The 16,772-nt window shown below is 72.0% G+C and carries 14 protein-coding genes; 2 read left to right on the forward strand and 12 right to left on the reverse strand.

From position 1 onward, the window contains the following. Positions 1 to 29 precede the first annotated feature (29 nt). The 5 genes from STRAU_RS10745 to STRAU_RS10765 form a co-directional block, all read right to left on the reverse strand. Positions 30 to 995 (reverse strand): ABC transporter substrate-binding protein, encoded by a 966-nt coding sequence (locus STRAU_RS10745; RefSeq protein ID WP_037658611.1) that lies wholly within the window; start codon positions 993 to 995, stop codon positions 30 to 32. Between the two features lie 2 nt (positions 996 to 997). Beyond that, positions 998 to 2,965: an ABC transporter permease gene (locus STRAU_RS10750; RefSeq protein ID WP_016640312.1), complete on the reverse strand. Its 1,968-nt coding sequence runs from the start codon at positions 2,963 to 2,965 to the stop codon at positions 998 to 1,000. Beyond that, positions 2,965 to 4,110 carry a quaternary amine ABC transporter ATP-binding protein gene (locus STRAU_RS10755; protein ID WP_016640313.1) on the reverse strand — a complete coding sequence of 382 codons (1,146 nt, stop codon included), beginning with the start codon at positions 4,108 to 4,110 and terminating at the stop codon, positions 2,965 to 2,967. The genes STRAU_RS10750 and STRAU_RS10755 overlap by 1 nt, the downstream gene beginning before the upstream one ends. Continuing rightward, positions 4,107 to 5,666 carry a GMC family oxidoreductase gene (locus STRAU_RS10760; RefSeq protein WP_016640315.1) on the reverse strand — a complete coding sequence of 520 codons (1,560 nt, stop codon included), beginning with the start codon at positions 5,664 to 5,666 and terminating at the stop codon, positions 4,107 to 4,109. Before STRAU_RS10760 ends, STRAU_RS10755 begins: the two co-directional genes overlap by 4 nt. A 62-nt stretch (positions 5,667 to 5,728) precedes the next feature. Beyond that, positions 5,729 to 7,258 (reverse strand): aldehyde dehydrogenase family protein, encoded by a 1,530-nt coding sequence (locus tag STRAU_RS10765; RefSeq protein ID WP_203227379.1) that lies wholly within the window; start codon positions 7,256 to 7,258, stop codon positions 5,729 to 5,731. A gap of 185 nt (positions 7,259 to 7,443) precedes the next feature. On the opposite strand from STRAU_RS10765, the gene STRAU_RS10770 reads away from it, so the two are divergent. Next, positions 7,444 to 8,235, forward strand: coding sequence for a hypothetical protein (locus STRAU_RS10770; protein ID WP_016640316.1), 792 nt, complete (start codon positions 7,444 to 7,446; stop codon positions 8,233 to 8,235). A 45-nt stretch (positions 8,236 to 8,280) separates the two neighbouring features. Here STRAU_RS10770 and STRAU_RS10775 read toward each other — a convergent pair whose 3' ends face one another. The 3 genes from STRAU_RS10775 to STRAU_RS10785 all read right to left on the reverse strand — a co-directional run bounded on the left by STRAU_RS10775 (position 8,281) and on the right by STRAU_RS10785 (position 10,342). Then, positions 8,281 to 8,805 carry a hypothetical protein gene (locus STRAU_RS10775; protein WP_016640317.1) on the reverse strand — a complete coding sequence of 175 codons (525 nt, stop codon included), beginning with the start codon at positions 8,803 to 8,805 and terminating at the stop codon, positions 8,281 to 8,283. Positions 8,806 to 8,808: 3 nt separating this feature from the next. Continuing rightward, positions 8,809 to 9,060, reverse strand: a complete 252-nt coding sequence (locus STRAU_RS10780) for a helix-turn-helix transcriptional regulator (protein ID WP_037658616.1) — start codon at positions 9,058 to 9,060, stop codon at positions 8,809 to 8,811. A 349-nt stretch (positions 9,061 to 9,409) separates the two neighbouring features. Then, complete coding sequence (locus tag STRAU_RS10785) at positions 9,410 to 10,342, reverse strand: LysR family transcriptional regulator (RefSeq protein ID WP_106967881.1); 933 nt, start codon at positions 10,340 to 10,342, stop codon at positions 9,410 to 9,412. Positions 10,343 to 10,599: 257 nt separating this feature from the next. Here STRAU_RS10785 and STRAU_RS10790 point away from each other — a divergent pair, with 257 nt between their 5' ends. After that, the gene (locus tag STRAU_RS10790) at positions 10,600 to 11,940 is read left to right on the forward strand and encodes an MFS transporter (RefSeq protein ID WP_052029040.1); all 1,341 of its coding nucleotides are present in this window, start codon (positions 10,600 to 10,602) and stop codon (positions 11,938 to 11,940) included. Between the two features lie 97 nt (positions 11,941 to 12,037). Here the strand turns inward: STRAU_RS10790 and STRAU_RS38960 are convergent, their stop codons facing one another. From STRAU_RS38960 to STRAU_RS10810, 4 genes are all read right to left on the reverse strand, one after another. Further along, positions 12,038 to 12,829, reverse strand: coding sequence for a hypothetical protein (locus STRAU_RS38960; RefSeq protein WP_016640321.1), 792 nt, complete (start codon positions 12,827 to 12,829; stop codon positions 12,038 to 12,040). 40 nt (positions 12,830 to 12,869) lie between these two features. Further along, a complete protein-coding gene (locus STRAU_RS10800) occupies positions 12,870 to 13,253 on the reverse strand; it encodes a hypothetical protein (RefSeq protein ID WP_016640322.1) in 384 nt (127 codons plus the stop codon). A 35-nt stretch (positions 13,254 to 13,288) separates the two neighbouring features. After that, entirely contained in the window at positions 13,289 to 15,253 is a 1,965-nt protein-coding gene (locus STRAU_RS10805; RefSeq protein ID WP_016640323.1) for a hypothetical protein, read from the reverse strand. A gap of 195 nt (positions 15,254 to 15,448) precedes the next feature. Further along, positions 15,449 to 16,438 (reverse strand): malate dehydrogenase, encoded by a 990-nt coding sequence (locus STRAU_RS10810; protein WP_016640324.1) that lies wholly within the window; start codon positions 16,436 to 16,438, stop codon positions 15,449 to 15,451. Between the last annotated feature and the right edge of the window lie 334 nt (positions 16,439 to 16,772).

Raw genomic sequence — 16,772 nt, forward strand, 5'->3', positions numbered from 1 at the left:
TCCGGGGGCAGAGCCCCCGGGGCCGTCGCCTACTTCGGCAGCCACGCCTTCCACTTCGACTCGTTCGAGTCGATCCACTTCTTCGCCGCGTCCTCGGGGGACATCTTCTTGTCGGCGATCAGGAGGGACACCTCGTTCTGGTCGGCCTCGGACCACTTGAAGTTCTTGAGGAACTCCGCGGCCTTGCCGCCGTTCTTGGCGAAGTCGGCGTTGAGGTACTTCTGGAGCGGCGTGTGCGGATAGGCACACTTGATCTTGGCGGGGTCGGCGTCGCAGCCCTCCTTGTAGGCAGGGAGCTTCACCTCCGTCATGGGCACCTTCTTGAAGAGCCACTGGGGCTTGTACCAGTAGGTGAGGAACGGCTTCTGCTGCTTGGCGAACTGCTCGATCTGCGTGATCTGCGCCGCCTCGGAGCCCGCGAAGACGACCTTGTAGTCCAGGCCGAGGTTCTCGACGAGGGCCTTGTCGTTGGTGACGTAGGACGGCGAGCCGTCCATCAGCTGGCCCTTGCCGCCGCTCTCCGGCGTCCGGAAGTCCTTCGCGTACTTGTTGAGGTTCTTCCAGTTGGTGACGTCGGGGTGCTTCTTGGCGAAGTACGTGGGGACGTACCAGCCGATGTGGCCGATCACGCCGACGTCGCCGCCGGGCACGATCGTCTTCTTGTCCTTGATGTAGCGCTGTTCCTGGTCCGGGTGGCCCCAGTCCTCCATGATCGCGTCGACGCGGCCCTGGCTGAGCGCGTCCCAGGCCGGGATCTCGTCGATCTGGACCTTGTCGACGCGGTAGCCCAGCTTCTCCTTGAGGAGGTACTCGGCCACGGCGACGTCGGCCTGCGCGCCCACCCAGGACTGCACGGACAGGGTCACCGTCTTGGCGCCCGCCGCGTTCGCGTACGGGGACGACTGCTTGGACATGTCGGCGGCGCCGCAGCCGGAGAGGACGACCAGGGCGCCCACGCCCGCGACAGCGGCGGTCATGCGCGTACGTACTCGCATGGTCACGCTCCCTTCTTCGCGCGGCGTTCCGTCGGCTGCGTCACGCGGTCCAGCATCAGGCCGAGGCAGACGATGGCGACACCGCCCACCAGGCCGGTCGCCAGGTCACCGCGCGCGAGTCCGGCGAGGACGTCGTAGCCGAGCCCGCCACCGCCGACCAGGCCGCCGATGACGACGACGGCGAGGACCAGGACGACGCCCTGATTGAGGGCGAGCATCAGCGCGGGGCGGGCCAGCGGCAGCTGGACCTGGCGCAGCTGCTGCCAGCTGGTGGCGCCGAGGGACCGCGCGGACTCCATCGCGCTGGGGTTGACCTGGCGCAGGCCCTGCGTGGTGATGCGGATGACGGCGGGCAGCGCGTACACGACGGCCGCGGCGACGGCGGGGGCACGGCCCACGCCGAACAGGGCGACCACCGGGATCAGGTACACGAACTGCGGCATCGTCTGGAAGACGTCCAGGACGGGCCGCAGGAGCCGTTCGAGCCGCTGGCTGCGCGAGGCCGCGATGCCGATCGCGAAGCCGAGGACGAGGGTCACGGCCACACCCGCGAGAACCTGGGACAGCGTGTCCAGGGACGCGTTCCACACACCCATGACGCCGATCGCGGCCATCGCGAGGACCGCGGTGAGCGCGGTCTCCCACGTGCCGATCACCCAGGCGAGCGCCGCCACGATGAGCAGCACCGACCACCAGGGCAGGCCCTGCAGGCCGTCGCGCACCGGGTCGAGGACGTACGTGGTGAAGTGCGCCGCCCAGTCCGCCGTGCCGCCGACCACAGGCACGTCCGTGTACAGGTGGTCGACCATCCAGTCCTTGGCGGTGTTCACCGGCTCGGCGATCCCCACGACCCAGCTCGTCGGCCACTCCAGGCGGTCCGCGAACCTGGCCGCGAGGGCGCAGGCCAGGGTCACGGCGCCGGCGACGGACCAGCCGCGCCAGCCGCGCAGCGGCGAGTTGTCGTCGGCGTGCGCGCCGAGGCGTTCGCCCGCCGCGCCGGTGACGCGGTCCAGGACGACGGCGAGCAGCACGATGGGGATACCGGCGGCGAGCGCCTGGCCGACGTCGACCGAGGCGAGCGCCTGGTAGACGCGATCACCGAGGCCGCCCGCGCCGATCACGGACGCGATGACGGCCATGGAGAGGGCCATCATGATCGTCTGGTTGAGGCCGAGCAGAAGCTCCTTGCGGGCCAGCGGCAGGCGCGCGGACAGCAGGCGCTGGCGGGCGGTCGCTCCGAGGGAGGCCACCGCCTCCATCACACCGCCGTCGGCGCCGCGCAGGCCGAGGGCCGTCAGGCGGGCCATCGGCGGGGCCGAGTACACGACCGTCGCGAGGACGGCGGCGGGCACGCCGATGCCGAAGACGAGCACGACGGGCAGCAGATACGCGAAGGCCGGGAGCACCTGCATGGTGTCCAGGACCGGGCGCATCATGCGGAAGATCCGGTCGTTCAGTCCGGCGGCGAGGCCGAGCAGCATGCCGAGGAGCACCGACGCGAGCACCGCGACGACCATCAGCGCGAGCGTCTGCATCGTCGGCACCCACATGCCGAGCAGCCCGCAGATCCCGAAGGCCGCGACGGCCATCGCGGCGAGCCGCAGGCCCGCCACGCGCCAGGCGATCGCGCCGGCGGCGACGGTGACGCCCGCCCAGCCCGCGGCGAGCAGCACCAGGTAGACGCCGCGCACGGACAGCACGATGGCGTTGCTGATGTGCCCGAGGAAGTACGTGAACAGCCAGTGGCTGTCGCGGTTGTCGATGATCCAGTCGGTGGTCCTGCCCAGCGGCTCGGTCAGATCGACGGTGAGCGCGTCCGGCCAGGCGCCGGAGGCCCACTTGGCGTTGAGGATCGGTACGGCGACGGCCGCGACGACGGCGAGCAGCAGGAGCTTGACGACGGCGCGGCGCCGCAGCAGGACGCCGATTCCCGTATCTCGCGCGGGGCCGGAGGCGGTGGCGGTGGCCATCAGGAAGCCACCTCGCCGGTTACCTCTTTACGTATGTCCGGACGTGCCCTGCCGGGGTTCTGGCCCTTGGGCGGCATGCCCGCCACCACGCCGATCAGCTGCTCGTGGCCGACGACGCCCAGGCACCGCCCGGCGTCCATCACGCGCGCCGGGTAGCCGGTGCGGGCCACGGCCTCGATGGCCTCGGACACCGTCGCGTCCGGCGCGATCGCCGGGCCCTTGGTGTCCTCGTCGGCGTCGGAGTCCACGGGCCGCATGGCGCTGCGGCAGGTCATGACCTGCTCGCGCGGCACGTCCCGGACGAAGTCGCGTACGTATTCGTCGGCGGGCGAGCCCACGATCTCCTCGGGCGTGCCGAGCTGCACGACGCGGCCGTCGCGCATCAGCGCGATGCGGTCGCCGAGCTTCAGGGCCTCGCTGAGGTCGTGCGTGATGAAGACCATGGTGCGGCCCTCTTCGCGGTGCAGGCGGACGACCTCTTCCTGCATGTCGCGGCGGATCAGCGGGTCGAGGGCGCTGAACGGCTCGTCGAAGAGCAGGACCTCGGGGTCGACGGCGAGCGCGCGGGCGAGGCCGACGCGCTGCTGCTGGCCGCCGGAGAGCTGACCGGGCTTGCGCAGCTCCAGGCCCTCCAGGCCGACCTTCTCGATGACCTTCATGGCCTTCTCGCGCCGCTCGGCGCGCGCGACGCCCTGGATCTCCAGGCCGTACGCGACGTTGTCGAGGACGCTGCGGTGCGGGAGCAGGCCGAAGTGCTGGAAGACCATGGACGCGCGGTGCCGGCGCAGTTCGCGCAGCCGGTTCTTGTCCATGGCGAGGACGTCCTCGCCGTCGATCTCGATCGCGCCGGACGTCGGCTCGATGAGGCGGGTCAGACAGCGCACGAGCGTGGACTTGCCGGAGCCCGACAGGCCCATGACGACGAAGACCTCGCCCTTCTTCACCTCGAAGGACACATCGCGCACGGCGGCGGTGCAGCCGGTGCGCTCGCGCAGCTCGGCGGGGTCCAGGGAGGTCAGCTCTGCATCGCCCGGGACGCGTTCGGCCTTGGGGCCGAACACCTTCCACAGGTTGTTGACGGCGAAGACGGCGTCCGTGGACGCGTCCGCCGCGGTGGCGGTGTCAGTGGTGGCGGCCTCGCTCATCGGCCGTCACCTCCCCGGGTCGCGGTTTCCAGGATCTCGGCACATTTCTCCCCGACCATGAGCACTCCGATCATCGGGTTCACGGCGGGCATCGTCGGGAAGACGGATGCGTCCGCGATACGGATTCCTTGCAGGCCCCGGATCTTCAACTCCGGGTCGACCACGGCGAGTTCATCACCGGAAGCACCCATTCGGCAGGTGCCGGCCGGGTGGTAGACGGTGTGCGCGGCCTTGCGTACGAGCTCGCTGATCTCGGCGTCGTCGGTGACGTGCGGGCCGGGGAAGACCTCGCGCTTGAGCCACTTCTTGAACGGCTCGGCCTGCGCGACCTTGCGCGCCAGCTTGATGCCGTCGACCAGGGTCTGGCCGTCGTAGTCGACGCCGTTCTCGTCGTACTCGAAGTACTTGAAGTCCAGGGCGGGCTTCACCTCGGGGTCCGCCGACGTGAGGTAAAGGCGGCCGCGGGCGCGGGACTTGGGGATGTTCGGGGTCATCGACACACCGTGCTCGGGGCGTTCGTAGCCGAGCCGCTCCGGGTTGTCGGTGAACGGGATCTGGTAGAAGTGGAACATCAGGTCCGGGCCCTTGTGGTCCGGGTCCCGCTTCACGAACAGGCCCGCGTCGGAGTCCATCGCGGAGTTGCCGGGGATGGGCCCGTTGGTCTCCCAGACGATGACCGACTCCGGGTGGTCGATGAGGTTCTCGCCGACGCCCGGCAGGTCGTGCACGACCGGGATGCCGAGGGCTTCGAGGTCCTTCTTCGGGCCGATGCCGGAGTGCATGAGCAGGCGGGGCGTGTCGACGGCGCCCGCGCACACCAGCACCTCGCGGCGGGCGGTCAGGAGCTTCTCGGCGCCGTCCTTGGTGCGCACGTGCACACCGCGGGCGGTCTTGCCGTCGAGCTCCAGCTTGTACGCCCACGTCTCCAGGAAGAGGTGGAGGTTCGGGCGGTCGCCGGCCTCCATGTGGGGGTGGAGGTAGGCGACGGACGCCGAGGAGCGCTTGTTGTTCTCCGGGTGGTACGCGAGGTCGAAGAAGCCGACGCCCTCCTCGAAGGGCTTGTCGTTGAAGCCGACGACCTCGGGGACGCCGAGCGCCGTCTTGGTGGCCTCGACCCAGTCGGTGGCGATCTGGTTCTGGTCCTTCTTGGCGACGCGCACGACGTTGTTGCGCAGCTTGCCGTAGAAGGGGTCCATCGTCTTGGCGTTCCAGCCGGTGGCGCCCGCCTCCTCCCACTCGTCCCAGTCGGACGGCAGCGGCTTGAAGGAGATCAGGGTGTTGTGCGAGGAGCAGCCACCCAGGACCTTGGCGCGGCTGTGCAGGATGTGCGAGTTGCCGCGCGGCTGCTCGGTCGTGGTGTAGCCGTAGTCGAGCTCGCCGCCGAGCAGGCCGAGCCAGCGGCGCAGCGTCAGGACGTCGTCCCGGTCGATGTCGCTGGGGCCGCCCTCGATGACGGCGACGGTGACGTCCGGGTTCTCGGTGAGCCGGGAGGCGATCACCGACCCCGCGGTGCCACCGCCGACAATGACGTAGTCGTACTCGTTCGTTTCAGCCATGGGGGAACTGCTCCTCTTCCTGCGAGGTCTGCAAGGTGCTGACGCGTAAGGGGACGGGCGGCTCAGCCCGCGAACCAGCGGACGGGCTGCGGCGCGAGGTTCTCGTAGACGTGCTTGGCCTCGCGGTACTCGGCGAGTCCCGCCGGGCCCAGCTCGCGGCCGACGCCGCTCTTGCCGAAGCCGCCCCACTCGGCCTGCGGCAGGTAGGGGTGGAAGTCGTTGATCCAGATGGTGCCGTGGCGCATCCGGCGGGCCATGCGGCGGGCGCGGCCCGAGTCGGTGGTCCACACGGCGCCCGCGAGGCCGTACTCGGTGTCGTTGGCGAGGGCGACGGCCTCGTCCTCGGTGCGGAACGTCTCGACGCTCAGGACCGGGCCGAAGACCTCCTCGCGGACGACCTTCATCTCGCGGTGGCACTGGTCGAGGACGGTCGGCTCGTAGAAGTAGCCGGTGGCCGGGCGCACGTCGCTCGGCTCGGGGCGCTTGCCGCCGCAGCGCAGCACCGCGCCCTCCTCCAGCGCGGAGGCCACGTACATCTCGGTCTTCTCGCGCTGCTGCTGCGAGACGAGCGGGCCGCACTCGACGCCGTCCTCGGTGCCCCGGCCGAGCTTGATCTTCTCGGCGCGGCGGACGAGTTCGGCGACGAAGCGCTCGCGCACCGACTCCTCGATGATGAGGCGACCGCCGGCGGAGCAGACCTGGCCGCTGTGGATGAACGCGGCGTTCAGGGCCTGGTCGACGGCCGTGTCGAAGCCCTCGTCGGTGGCGCAGGCGTCCGCGAAGACGACGTTGGGGTTCTTGCCGCCGAGCTCCAGGGCGACCTTCTTCACGCCGAGCGCGGCGGCCTGGGCGACCTTGGTGCCGGAGACGAGGCCGCCGGTGAAGGAGACCAGGTCGACGTCGGGGTGGTCGGCGAGCCGGGCGCCGACGGTGTGGCCGGGGCCGGTGACGATGTTGGCGACACCGGCGGGCAGGCCCGCCTCCACGAGCAGCTCGATCAGCGCGACCGTCGTCAGCGGCGTGACCTCGCTCGGCTTGATGACGAAGGTGTTGCCGGCCGCGAGGGCGGGCGCGATCTTCCAGCTGGCCTGGAGGAGCGGATAGTTCCAGGGGGTGATCATCGAGCAGACGCCGATGGGCTCGTGCACGACGACGCTGTGGATGTCGTCGGAGCCGGCGTCCACGACGCGTCCGGCACCTTCGCCGATCACCAGATCGGCGAAGTAGCGGAAGGCGTCGGCGACGCAGTCGACGTCGACGCGGCCCTCTTCGAGGGTCTTGCCCGCGTCGCGGCTCTCCAGGAGCCCGATCTCCTCCCGGTCGCGTACGAGGAGGTCGGCGACCTTGCGCAGCAGCGCGGCGCGCTCGGCGACCGGCGTGCTCGGCCAGGGCCCCTCGTCGAACGCCTTCCGGGCCGCGGCGATGGCGGCGTCCGCGTCCTCGGTGCCGCCCTCGGCGATGATCGCGAACGGCTTGGCATCCGCGGGGTCGATGATCTCGCGGGTGGCGCCGGATGCGGCGCTCAGCCACTCTCCCGCCACGTGGATGGTCTGTTGTGCGGACACGTCCCTGTTGCCTTCCGTTCCTGGCATTTTCTGCATATTGCCCCACCTGATCACCCGTGGTAGCCGGGAGCACCTGCCCCCGGCCCGGAAAAGCATGCCTATTCGATGGCCGAAAGTGCTCCGTGTCACTGCGTGTGCGGGTATGCGAGGTGAAACGTACGCTCGAAGCACGTTCTGTCACCGGAGGTGACGCTATGAGCACATTGTCCCGTATGCGACTGCGAACCGCAGGGGCGGTCTGCGGAGCCGCCGCGCTTGCGCTGCTCGTCCCCGCCTGTTCCGACGACGACGGCGGCAAGGGCGACAAGGGCGGCAAGAAGGACGGCACGGCGGACCAGAGCGCCCGGGAGATCTCCGACAGGGCGAAACAGGAACTGCTCGACGCCAAGTCTGTCCATCTCACGCTGTCGGACAAGAGCCGCGACGTCGAGAAGGACGATCCGGCGGCCATGGACCTGGCGCTCGACCGCGACGGCAACTGCGCCGGCACCCTGAGGTTCGGCGGCACCGGCGGCTCGGCGGAGCTGATCAAGCGGGGCGACAAGGTGTGGATGAAGCCGGACGACAAGTTCTGGAAGAACCAGGTCCCCGGCGGCCAGGGCGCGGCGGCGGCCGAGCTGTTCAAGGGCCGCTACATCCACGGCAGCACGAACGACGACATGCTCAAGGGGCTGGCGGAGGTCTGCGACCTCAAGGAGCTCCAGAAGAGCGTGAGCGACGACTCCGACGGCGACGACGCGAAGGACCTGAAGAAGGGCAAGGTCACGACGGTCGACGGCACCCGGGTGGTCCCCCTCACCGGCAAGGACGACGACGGCAACGACACGACGCTGTACGTCGCCGCCGAGGGCAGGCCCTACCTGATCCGCGCCACGGAGAAGAGCACGGGCACCGACAAGACGACGACGCTCACCGACTACGACAAGCCGGTGCCGACGAAGACGCCGCCGGCCTCCGAGTCGGTGGACATGAACAAGCTCCAGGAGGAGCTGCGGCAGACGTGACGCGGTGACGCGGGGCGCGGGCCGGCCCGCGCCCCGGTGAGGCGGCTACTCGTCCTCGGATCCTTCGGGCCCGGGCTCGTCCCGCGCGGACAGGCCCGCCACCCACATCGGCATCAGCCAGTGGACGACGAAGACGCTGAGCGTCACCTGGAACACCAGCGCCTTGACGTCCACGCCGGAGAGCTGGGCGACGCCCGTGCCCACGACCGTCGCGAGCAGCAGCCAGGTCACGATCCGGTGGGCGCGGGCCTTCACCCGGTCGCGCTCGGCCCGCTGCCGCTCGTCCAGGGCGCGGGAACGCAGCTCCAACAGGCCGCGGGTGGCGCCGTTGATGACCCCCGTCGCGGCGCACCACGGCACCAGCAGCGCGAGCATCACCCAGGTGGCCCACATCTGCTGCCCCACGACCGTGGCGAGCCAGGCCGCGACGGAGGCGACGGTCAGCACGACGTGCGCGGCGACCAGGGCGCGGCGACGGGCCGCGGTGCGGTACAGCGGCGCGCCTTCGTTCCGGTTCATCAGGGCGTACATCCGCTGGTCGTACGCGCTCAACTGCTCCTGCTGCGCCATGACTTAACTGTCCCTCCCGTGCCCGTACACCTGATCCGTGAGCGGCTGGAACGGCTCCAGCGAGAACAGCGCCTCTACGGGCAGCCCGAAGAACTTCGCGATCTTCAACGCGAGGTCGAGGCTCGGGTTGTACTGCCCCCGCTCGATGTAGCCGATGGTCTGGTAATGCACGCCCACGGCCGCGGCGAGGCTCTGCCGCGACACCTTCCGCTCGGCGCGCACCATCGCCAGTCTGTTGTGGACTTGCTCGCTCATGTATAAGAAGTACTACATTCGAGAGTGGTTCAGCAACAGCCCGGGGTGGCTTCGCCCGCGGCGGGGTCAGTCCGGGAGCCAGTCCCGGGTGGGGTCGTGTTCCAGCCAGCGGTGGGCGGCCGCCAGGGTGGCGCAGGTGCGCAGGAGTTCGGCCGATCGGGGGGCGGGGTCCTGCGCGGCCTTCGGGAGGACGAGGGACCACGCGTACAGGGGTGTCGGCTCGTGGAGGGGGATGCTGCGCAGGCCCGGTACGTCGGGGAGCGGGGCGTCCGGGTGCCCACCCCCTCACCGTAGGGAACAACCACCAGTTGTCGCCCGGGAACGGCGGTTGTCGGACACCCTCACCGCCTCACCCCTGTGGCGCCGCGACCAGCTCCCGCACGCACCCCCGCAGCCACGCGTGTGCCGGATCCGCGTCGTGCCGGGGATGCCAGGCCATGCCGATCCTGAGCGGCGGCAGCTCCAGCGGGACGGGGAAGGTGACCAGGCCGAGGGGGTCCATCAGCGGGCGGGCCCAGGACATGCTCAGGCCGACCAGGTCGGTCCGCAGGACGATGAAGAGGCCGGAGGGGTACGTCCCCACGTTGCCCACGACCCGGCGGCGCAGGCCGAGTTCGGCCAGGGCGGCGTCGACCGGACCGGCCAGGCGCCCCTTCCGCGAGACCGTCAGATGGTCGGCGGCGGCGAACCGCTTCGGCGTCAACTCGCCCCGCAGCAGCGGATGTCCGGGGCGTACGACCCCGACCATCACGTCGTCGAAGAGGTGCTCGACCCGCACCTCGGGCGCGACCGTGTCGATCACGCCGACCTCCAGGTCGGCGACGCCCTCGCGCAGCACCGGCGCGTCCAGATGGCTCTCGGACAGGAAGCGCAGCCGGATCCCCGGCGCCTCCGCCGCCACGCGGGCGAACAGGGCGGGCGCGTACGCAGCGGCGAGCGCGTCGTTGCCGACGAGCGTGAGCGTGCGCGAGAGGGCCCGCAGGTCCTGGGCGCCGGGACCGGCGAACACCGCCCGCGCCCGCTCCACCACCGCGCCCACCTCCGCCTGCACCGCGAGCGCGTACGGCGTCGGCACCATGTGGCGGCCCGCCCGCACCAGGACCGGGTCGCCCAGCGCCTTGCGGACGCGGCCGAGCGTGCGGCTCATCGCGGGCTCGGACAGGTGCAGGCGGCGGGCGGCGCCGCGCACGCTGCGCTCGTCGAGCAGGACGTCGAGCGCGAGGAGCAGGTTCAGGTCGAGCCCTGCGGTGTCCCCCGGACGTTCCACTTGCGTCACACACAATCATCCCTTGCAGAAGTTGCACTGGAAAGCAGGTACCGGGCGAGCCTACGGTGGCGGTACATCCCACGCCACACCGCTCCCGAGGAGGAGCCTTGCCTTCGCCTGCCCCCGCACCGGTCCCCGCCTCACCGGGCCCGGCCGCACCGAACGCCGCCTCACCGGGCCCCGCCGCGCCGGACGCGTCCGACCCGTCGGCGGCGCCCGAGCCCCCGGCCGTCCTGAAACGGTCGACCCTCGTCGTGCTGTGCGCCTGTGTGATGGTCGCGCAGAGCATGGTCGCCGCCATCAATCTCCTGATCCCGCAGCTCGGTTCGTCCGGCCTGCGTCCGTCCGCGAGCGAGATCCTGTGGACCGTCGACGCGTACGTCATCGTGTTCGCGGGCCTGCTCATCCCGGCGGGCGCGCTCGGTGACCGCTACGGCCGCAAGGGCGCGCTGCTCACCGGGCTCGGCCTGTTCGCCGCGGGCGCCACGGTGAGCGCGCTCGCCGGCTCCCCCGCCCTGCTCATCGCGGGCCGCGGCGTCTCCGGCGCCGGGGCCGCGCTGATCATGCCCGCGACCATGTCGATCCTGATGCGCCTCGCGCCGCCCGAACAGCGGCCCCGCGCCCTCGCGTCCTGGACCCTCGCGATGGGCCTCGGCGGCCTCGCCGGGAACGTCGGCGGCGGCCTCGTCGGCGAATACCTGTCCTGGCGCGCGCTGTTCTGGGTCATGGTGCCGCTCGGCGCGCTCCTCGCCCTGGCCGTGGCGCGCTCAACACCCCGTACGGACACGGCGGTTGGAGCCTCCGGCCCCTCCCTCGACCCGATCGGCACGCTGCTGCTGACCGCCGGTCTCGTCGCCGTCCTGTTCGGCATCATCGAGAGCCCGATGTACGGCTGGGGCGCCCCGCGCATCCTGTGCGCCTTCGCCGCCGGCGCCGTGCTGCTCGCGGCCTTCACCGCGCACGCGCTGCGTTCGCGCGCCCCGCTGTTCGACCCGCGCGTCTTCCGCTCCGCCCGGCTGCGCGCGGCCGCCCTCGGCTCGGCGGCCGCCTTCTTCGGCCTGTTCGCGCTCTTCTACGTCAACTCGCAGTACCTGCAGTACGTGAAGGGGTACGGGGCCGCGCGCGCCGGGTTCGCCATCGTGCCGCTGACGGTCGGCATGGCGCTCGTGCCGCGGCTCGCGGCGCGCTGGTCCGGCTCGCCGCGGCCGGTGGTGGGCGGCGGCCTGCTGCTCATCGGCGCGGGGCTCCTCGCCACGTCCACGGCGGACGCGGGCACGCCCTACGCGGTGTACGTCTGCTGGCTCCTGGTCATCTCGGCGGGCACCGGCCTGTGCATGCCCGCCCTCACGATGGGCGTCGTCACCTCCCTGCCCCCGCACCAGGCGGGCCTCGGCTCCGGCCTCGGCACCTCCGCCCGCGAGATCGGCGCCGCACTCGGCGTGGCCGTCACGGGCACGGTCCTCGCCGCCCACACGGGCACCGGCCACGCGGGCGGCACCGCGGACTTCACGTCCGGGATGGCGGTGGCGCTGCGAGTGATCGGGCTCGTGGTGATCGTCGCGGCGGGCGTGGTGGCGGCGGGACTTGGCCCGCGTTCTGAGCGGCCTTCGTGAGGTCCGGCGCCCCGTAAGGGGCGCGGGGAACTGCGCGACCAGCCCCCACCGGCCCGCGGGAAGGCACCGCACCTCCGGGCGGAGCCCCCGGCAGGGCTCAGCCCGCACCCACCCCGGGGCAGTGCGTGAACGCCGGGCAGAACCACGTCAAGGCCGTCGCGACGAGCTCCCGCTCGTCCTGCCTCCCGTCCGCCTCCGGACCGTACGCCGCAACGGCGTACCGCTTGCCGTCGGCCGCCTCGAAGCGGTGGTCGACGACATGCCAGGTGCCGACGTCCGGCGCGTCACCGGCCCCGCCGGCGAGGTCGGTGAGGTACGTGAGGCGGGCGGCGGGACGCGGACCGTCGTCGAGGCGGCTCAGCGAGAGCTTTCGGAAGCCGGCCGACTTGGGGACCTCGGCGTCGTCCAGGAACGTCCGCAGCGAGCCGTACGGCGTAGGCTCGCTCACCTCGTACACCTGAAGCCGCCGAGTGCCGTCGAAACTGTGGTAGTTGACGACGGTGATGCCGTTGACGCCGCCCTCGCCGGTGCGGGTCCAGCCGCGCGGCACGGCGAGCCGGAACCCCTCGTCGTCGGTGACCGACTCGTAGCCGGGCGGCGGCCCGCCCTCCGGGGAAGGCGGCGCGGCGTCCTCCGTGCCGGACGCCCCCACGTCCGTGCCGGGGCTCCGCGCGGGCTGCCGCTCCGTCAGGTACGCCGCCGGCTTCGGCTCGTCCTTCCAGCCGAGCGCCCAGGTGCCGAAGGCGAGCCCGCACACCGCGAGCACCGCGACGGCGGCCCGCCGGGCCGCGCGCTGCCGCGCGGCGTCCCGGTCGTGCAGCGCCGCGATCTCCCGCTCGCGCTCCCGCCCGACCCACTCCTGCCGGTCCCTGTCGTAGATCCGCACCACCGACCGCCGCTCCTTCCTGCCCTGCCCGGCCCGTCCGCCCTCAAGCCAGGACCTCGGCGATGGCCTGGACGACGGTCGCCACCGCCGCGGCCGTCGCGGTGGCGGGCGCGTTCTCCGCGAGGCGGTCGCGCACCCGGACCAGGAGGCCGCGGCTGCTGCGGCCGGTGCGGGTGATCTCGCCCTCGATCTCGTCCAGTTGGGCCACGACCTCTCCCTCGGCAGCCGTGCGCTCACCCGCGCTCAGCTCGCTGCGCAGGGCACGGACGGCGGTCAGGAGATCGCCGTGGGCCCGGTCGGCGACCACCGTCGTGAAGTTGGTGGACTCGGCCGTGCCGTGGTCGCCGAAGGCGAGGGAACCGCCGTGGACCGCGTTGATCTGTACGTGTGCTCCGCCGCCGCTCGGGGGCCGGTCGTCGCTGCTCATGGGTGTTCCTTCCGTCCGTTGCCGATGTACGGCGCTCACGCGAGGGTCTTCTCCGTGTGCGTGGCCCGGCCGTACGTGCCGGTGGCGAGCGCGCCGCCGGACATCTCCTTGATGTAGACCCCGCTGTTGTTGATCTGCGTGATGTGCTGCTCGAAGCGGTCGGTGCGGTACCCGCCCGCCTCCAGCGCGTCGCGGACGCCCTCGCCGATCCGGTCCTGGAGGGTGCGCGTGTAGCGGGCGACGTCCATCTCCTGGAAGAGGGAGAGGCTGTCGGTGGCGGCGAGTTGGCGCAGGGAGACGAGGGGGGCGTCGGGGACGCGGTCCGGCTCCGGGAGGAAGCGGGAGCCGACGGCGTAGAGGGCGCGGAGGGCGTCGGCGACGGGGCGCAGGGCGCGGGCGGCCCCGCCCTTGGGCACCTCCGCGTCCGTGGCGGGCATGGCGAGCCACAGGCGCAGCGCCGTACCGAGGGACGGCAGCCAGCGCAGGGCGGTGATCCCGACGGCCACGGACACGGCCGGGGCGGCGACGCAGGCGCGGACGGCGTCGCGCAGCGGGCCCGCCGGCTCGCTCGCGACGAGCGCGTCGACGCGGCGGAACTCCGGCCTGATGGGCCCGAGTACGTGCGGGACGACCTCAAGGACCAGCATGCCGCCCTGGGTGTGCACCCGGACCAGGAGCGAGACGACGACCTGTTCGTTCCAGGCGCCGACGCGGATGCGCAGGAAGTGCCGCCGGGCCTCGCCGCCTTCGCCGGCCGCCTCGTCGAGATGGCGGTCGGCCTGCTCGTCGTCGTACACGACGGCCGTCCGCGTGCCCTCGCCGGTGGCGAGGCTCTCGTCGCGGCCCGCGCCCGCGGGGAGGTACACGAACTCCTCGATCTCCAGCTGCCGCAGCCGGTCCCGGCTGGTGGCGGCGGCCGCCGTGCTCAGACCCTCCAGGCGGGGTTCGATCATCCTGATCACGTCGCGGGCGGTGAGCGGGGCGGTCGTGTCGGTGCCGCCCTGCCGGGGTACGTCGGCGCGCGGGCCCGCGCCGTTCGGACCGGAGCCGTTCAGCGCGGCCGTCCCGTCGGCCGGGCCCGTCGTGGCGCGCTTCAACTCCAGGACGACCGACCAGGGTTCGCGGGGCGCGCCCGCGCCGACGAAGGGGCGGTTCACGTCGTACAGGGTGAGAGACGCGCGCTGCTCGCGGCGTACGCACCGCTCGATGCGGCGGTACCAGGCGGGCAGGCGCGGCTGCGGCGTCCCGGCGAAGCTCTGCGGGGCGAGCCCGGCGCGCAGCAGCCGCGTGCGCAGGAACTGGTGGCGCCAGACCACGGCCGCGATGAGCAGCGGGAAGATCACCGGATAGGGCGTGTCGGCGATTCCGGCGAGCGCCGCGATCCCGTACACGACCGCGGTCGACCAGGCCGTGTACGTCAGGAGCCAGCCGAAGCGGCGCCGCAGCCAGGCCAGCGGCGCGGGCAGCGGCACCGGCCGCAGCGGCTCCCCGACACCCGTGTCCCGGCCCCCGACGACGCGCGCGCACCACAGCAGCAGCACGACGACGGCGTACGTCAACGCCCAGCCGCCCGGCACGAGGCCGCCAAGCTCGCCGCCGGGCTCCGGGCCTTCGGCGGCGGCCGCGCCGGTGCCGAAGGGGAGCAGGGCGATGTCGCCGGCGGACAGCCCCGAGTCGCCGCCGGAGCGGTCCTCCAGGCCGTCCCAGATCATCACGGCGTCCGTGGCCAGGAAACCGGCCCAGACGGTGAGCAGCAGCAGCGCGGTCACCAGCTCGTCGCGCCGGGCACGCAGCGCGTGCGCGAGGACGGGCAGCACGTCGGCGCCGAGCGGCGGCGCCACGGGGCGCTCGGCGTGGCCGACGAGTTCGTCGACGACGCGTCTGCGGAACGCGGCACTGACGTGGGCGCCCGCGCAGAGCAGCCGGGTGGCGTCGGTGCCCGCGTACTCGTGCCGGGGCTTCTCCGGGCGGGGCCGCCGCCGGGGTGGATCGGCTCGCATGCGGCGCAAGTTATGCGGAGCGGGCGGTGGGTGTCCTGGGAATGCGGCGGCTGTCCCCCGAAAGAAAATGCCGGAGGAAGTTGCCCGGGACCCGAATCGCCCTCCGGTGACCGCGGTACGCGGCCGCCGGAGGGCGATTGGTGGTCGTCCAGGAGCGCTCCTGGACGACGGTGCCTTGCCTTAGCCGACGGTGCCTTAGATGAGGCCGAGGCCGCGGACCGCCTCGCGCTCCTCCTCGAGCTCCTTGACAGAGGCGTCGATGCGGGCGCGGGAGAACTCGTTGATCTCCAGGCCCTGCACGATCTCGTACTTGCCGTCCTTGGCGGTGACGGGGAAGGAGGAGATGAGGCCCTCCGGGACGCCGTACGAACCGTCGGACGGGATGCCCATGGAGGTCCAGTCGCCGGCGGCCGTGCCGTTGACCCACGTGTGCACGTGGTCGATGGCGGCGTTGGCGGCGGAGGCCGCCGAGGACGCGCCCCGGGCCTCGATGATCGCGGCGCCGCGCTTGGCGACGGTCGGGATGAACGTGTCGGCGAGCCACTGCTCGTCGTTCACGACCTCGGCGGCGTTCTTGCCGGCGATCTCCGCGTGGAAGATGTCCGGGTACTGCGTCGCCGAGTGGTTGCCCCAGATGGTGAGGCGCTTGATGTCGGAGACCGACGTGCCGGTCTTCTTCGCGAGCTGCGACAGCGCGCGGTTGTGGTCCAGGCGGGTCATCGCGGTGAAGCGGTCCGCCGGTACGTCCGGGGCGGCGGCCTGGGCGATCAGGGCGTTGGTGTTGGCCGGGTTGCCCACGACGAGGACCTTGATGTCGTCCGCGGCGTGGTCGTTGATGGCCTTGCCCTGCGGCTTGAAGATGCCGCCGTTGGCCTCCAGGAGGTCGCCGCGCTCCATGCCCTTGGTGCGGGGGCGGGCGCCGACGAGGAGGGCGACGTTCGCGCCGTCGAAGGCGACGTTCGGGTCGTCGCTGATCTCGATGCCCTTGAGCAGCGGGAAGGCGCAGTCGTCGAGCTCCATCGCGGTGCCCTCGGCGGCCTTCAGGGCGGGCGTGATCTCCAGGAGGCGCAGGTTGACCGGCACGTCCGGGCCGAGCAGGTGGCCGGAGGCGATGCGGAACAGCAGCGCGTAGCCGATCTGGCCGGCCGCGCCGGTGACGGTGACATTCACGGGAGTGCGGGTCATGGCGATCTCCGTAAGACAGCTGGCGGTGGGGGTCCCTGCCCCATGTGCTGGATCCCCTGCCGACGCCTCTTCGATCGCCTCTCGATGATCGATCTCTTGGCATCAAGAGAGATCCGCGGTCAGGCTATCGCGCCGGTTCTCGCCGGGGGCGTCAGGGCGGTGTGGCTCAGCCCACATGGCCTCCCCCGGGTGCGGCCGCCACCTCGGGAGAGGAGACGTGGCGGCCGCCTGGGGGTGTGACCACTCCCGTGGGGGTACGGTGCGCCTGCCCGGCGGGGGGCTTGGCATTCCTCCTCGCGGCGGCCGAGTTTCGTTTTCGTGCCCCGCCGCTACC

The organism is Streptomyces aurantiacus JA 4570 (assembly GCF_000414115.1).
In the GTDB taxonomy this organism is placed as follows: domain Bacteria; phylum Actinomycetota; class Actinomycetes; order Streptomycetales; family Streptomycetaceae; genus Streptomyces; species Streptomyces aurantiacus_A.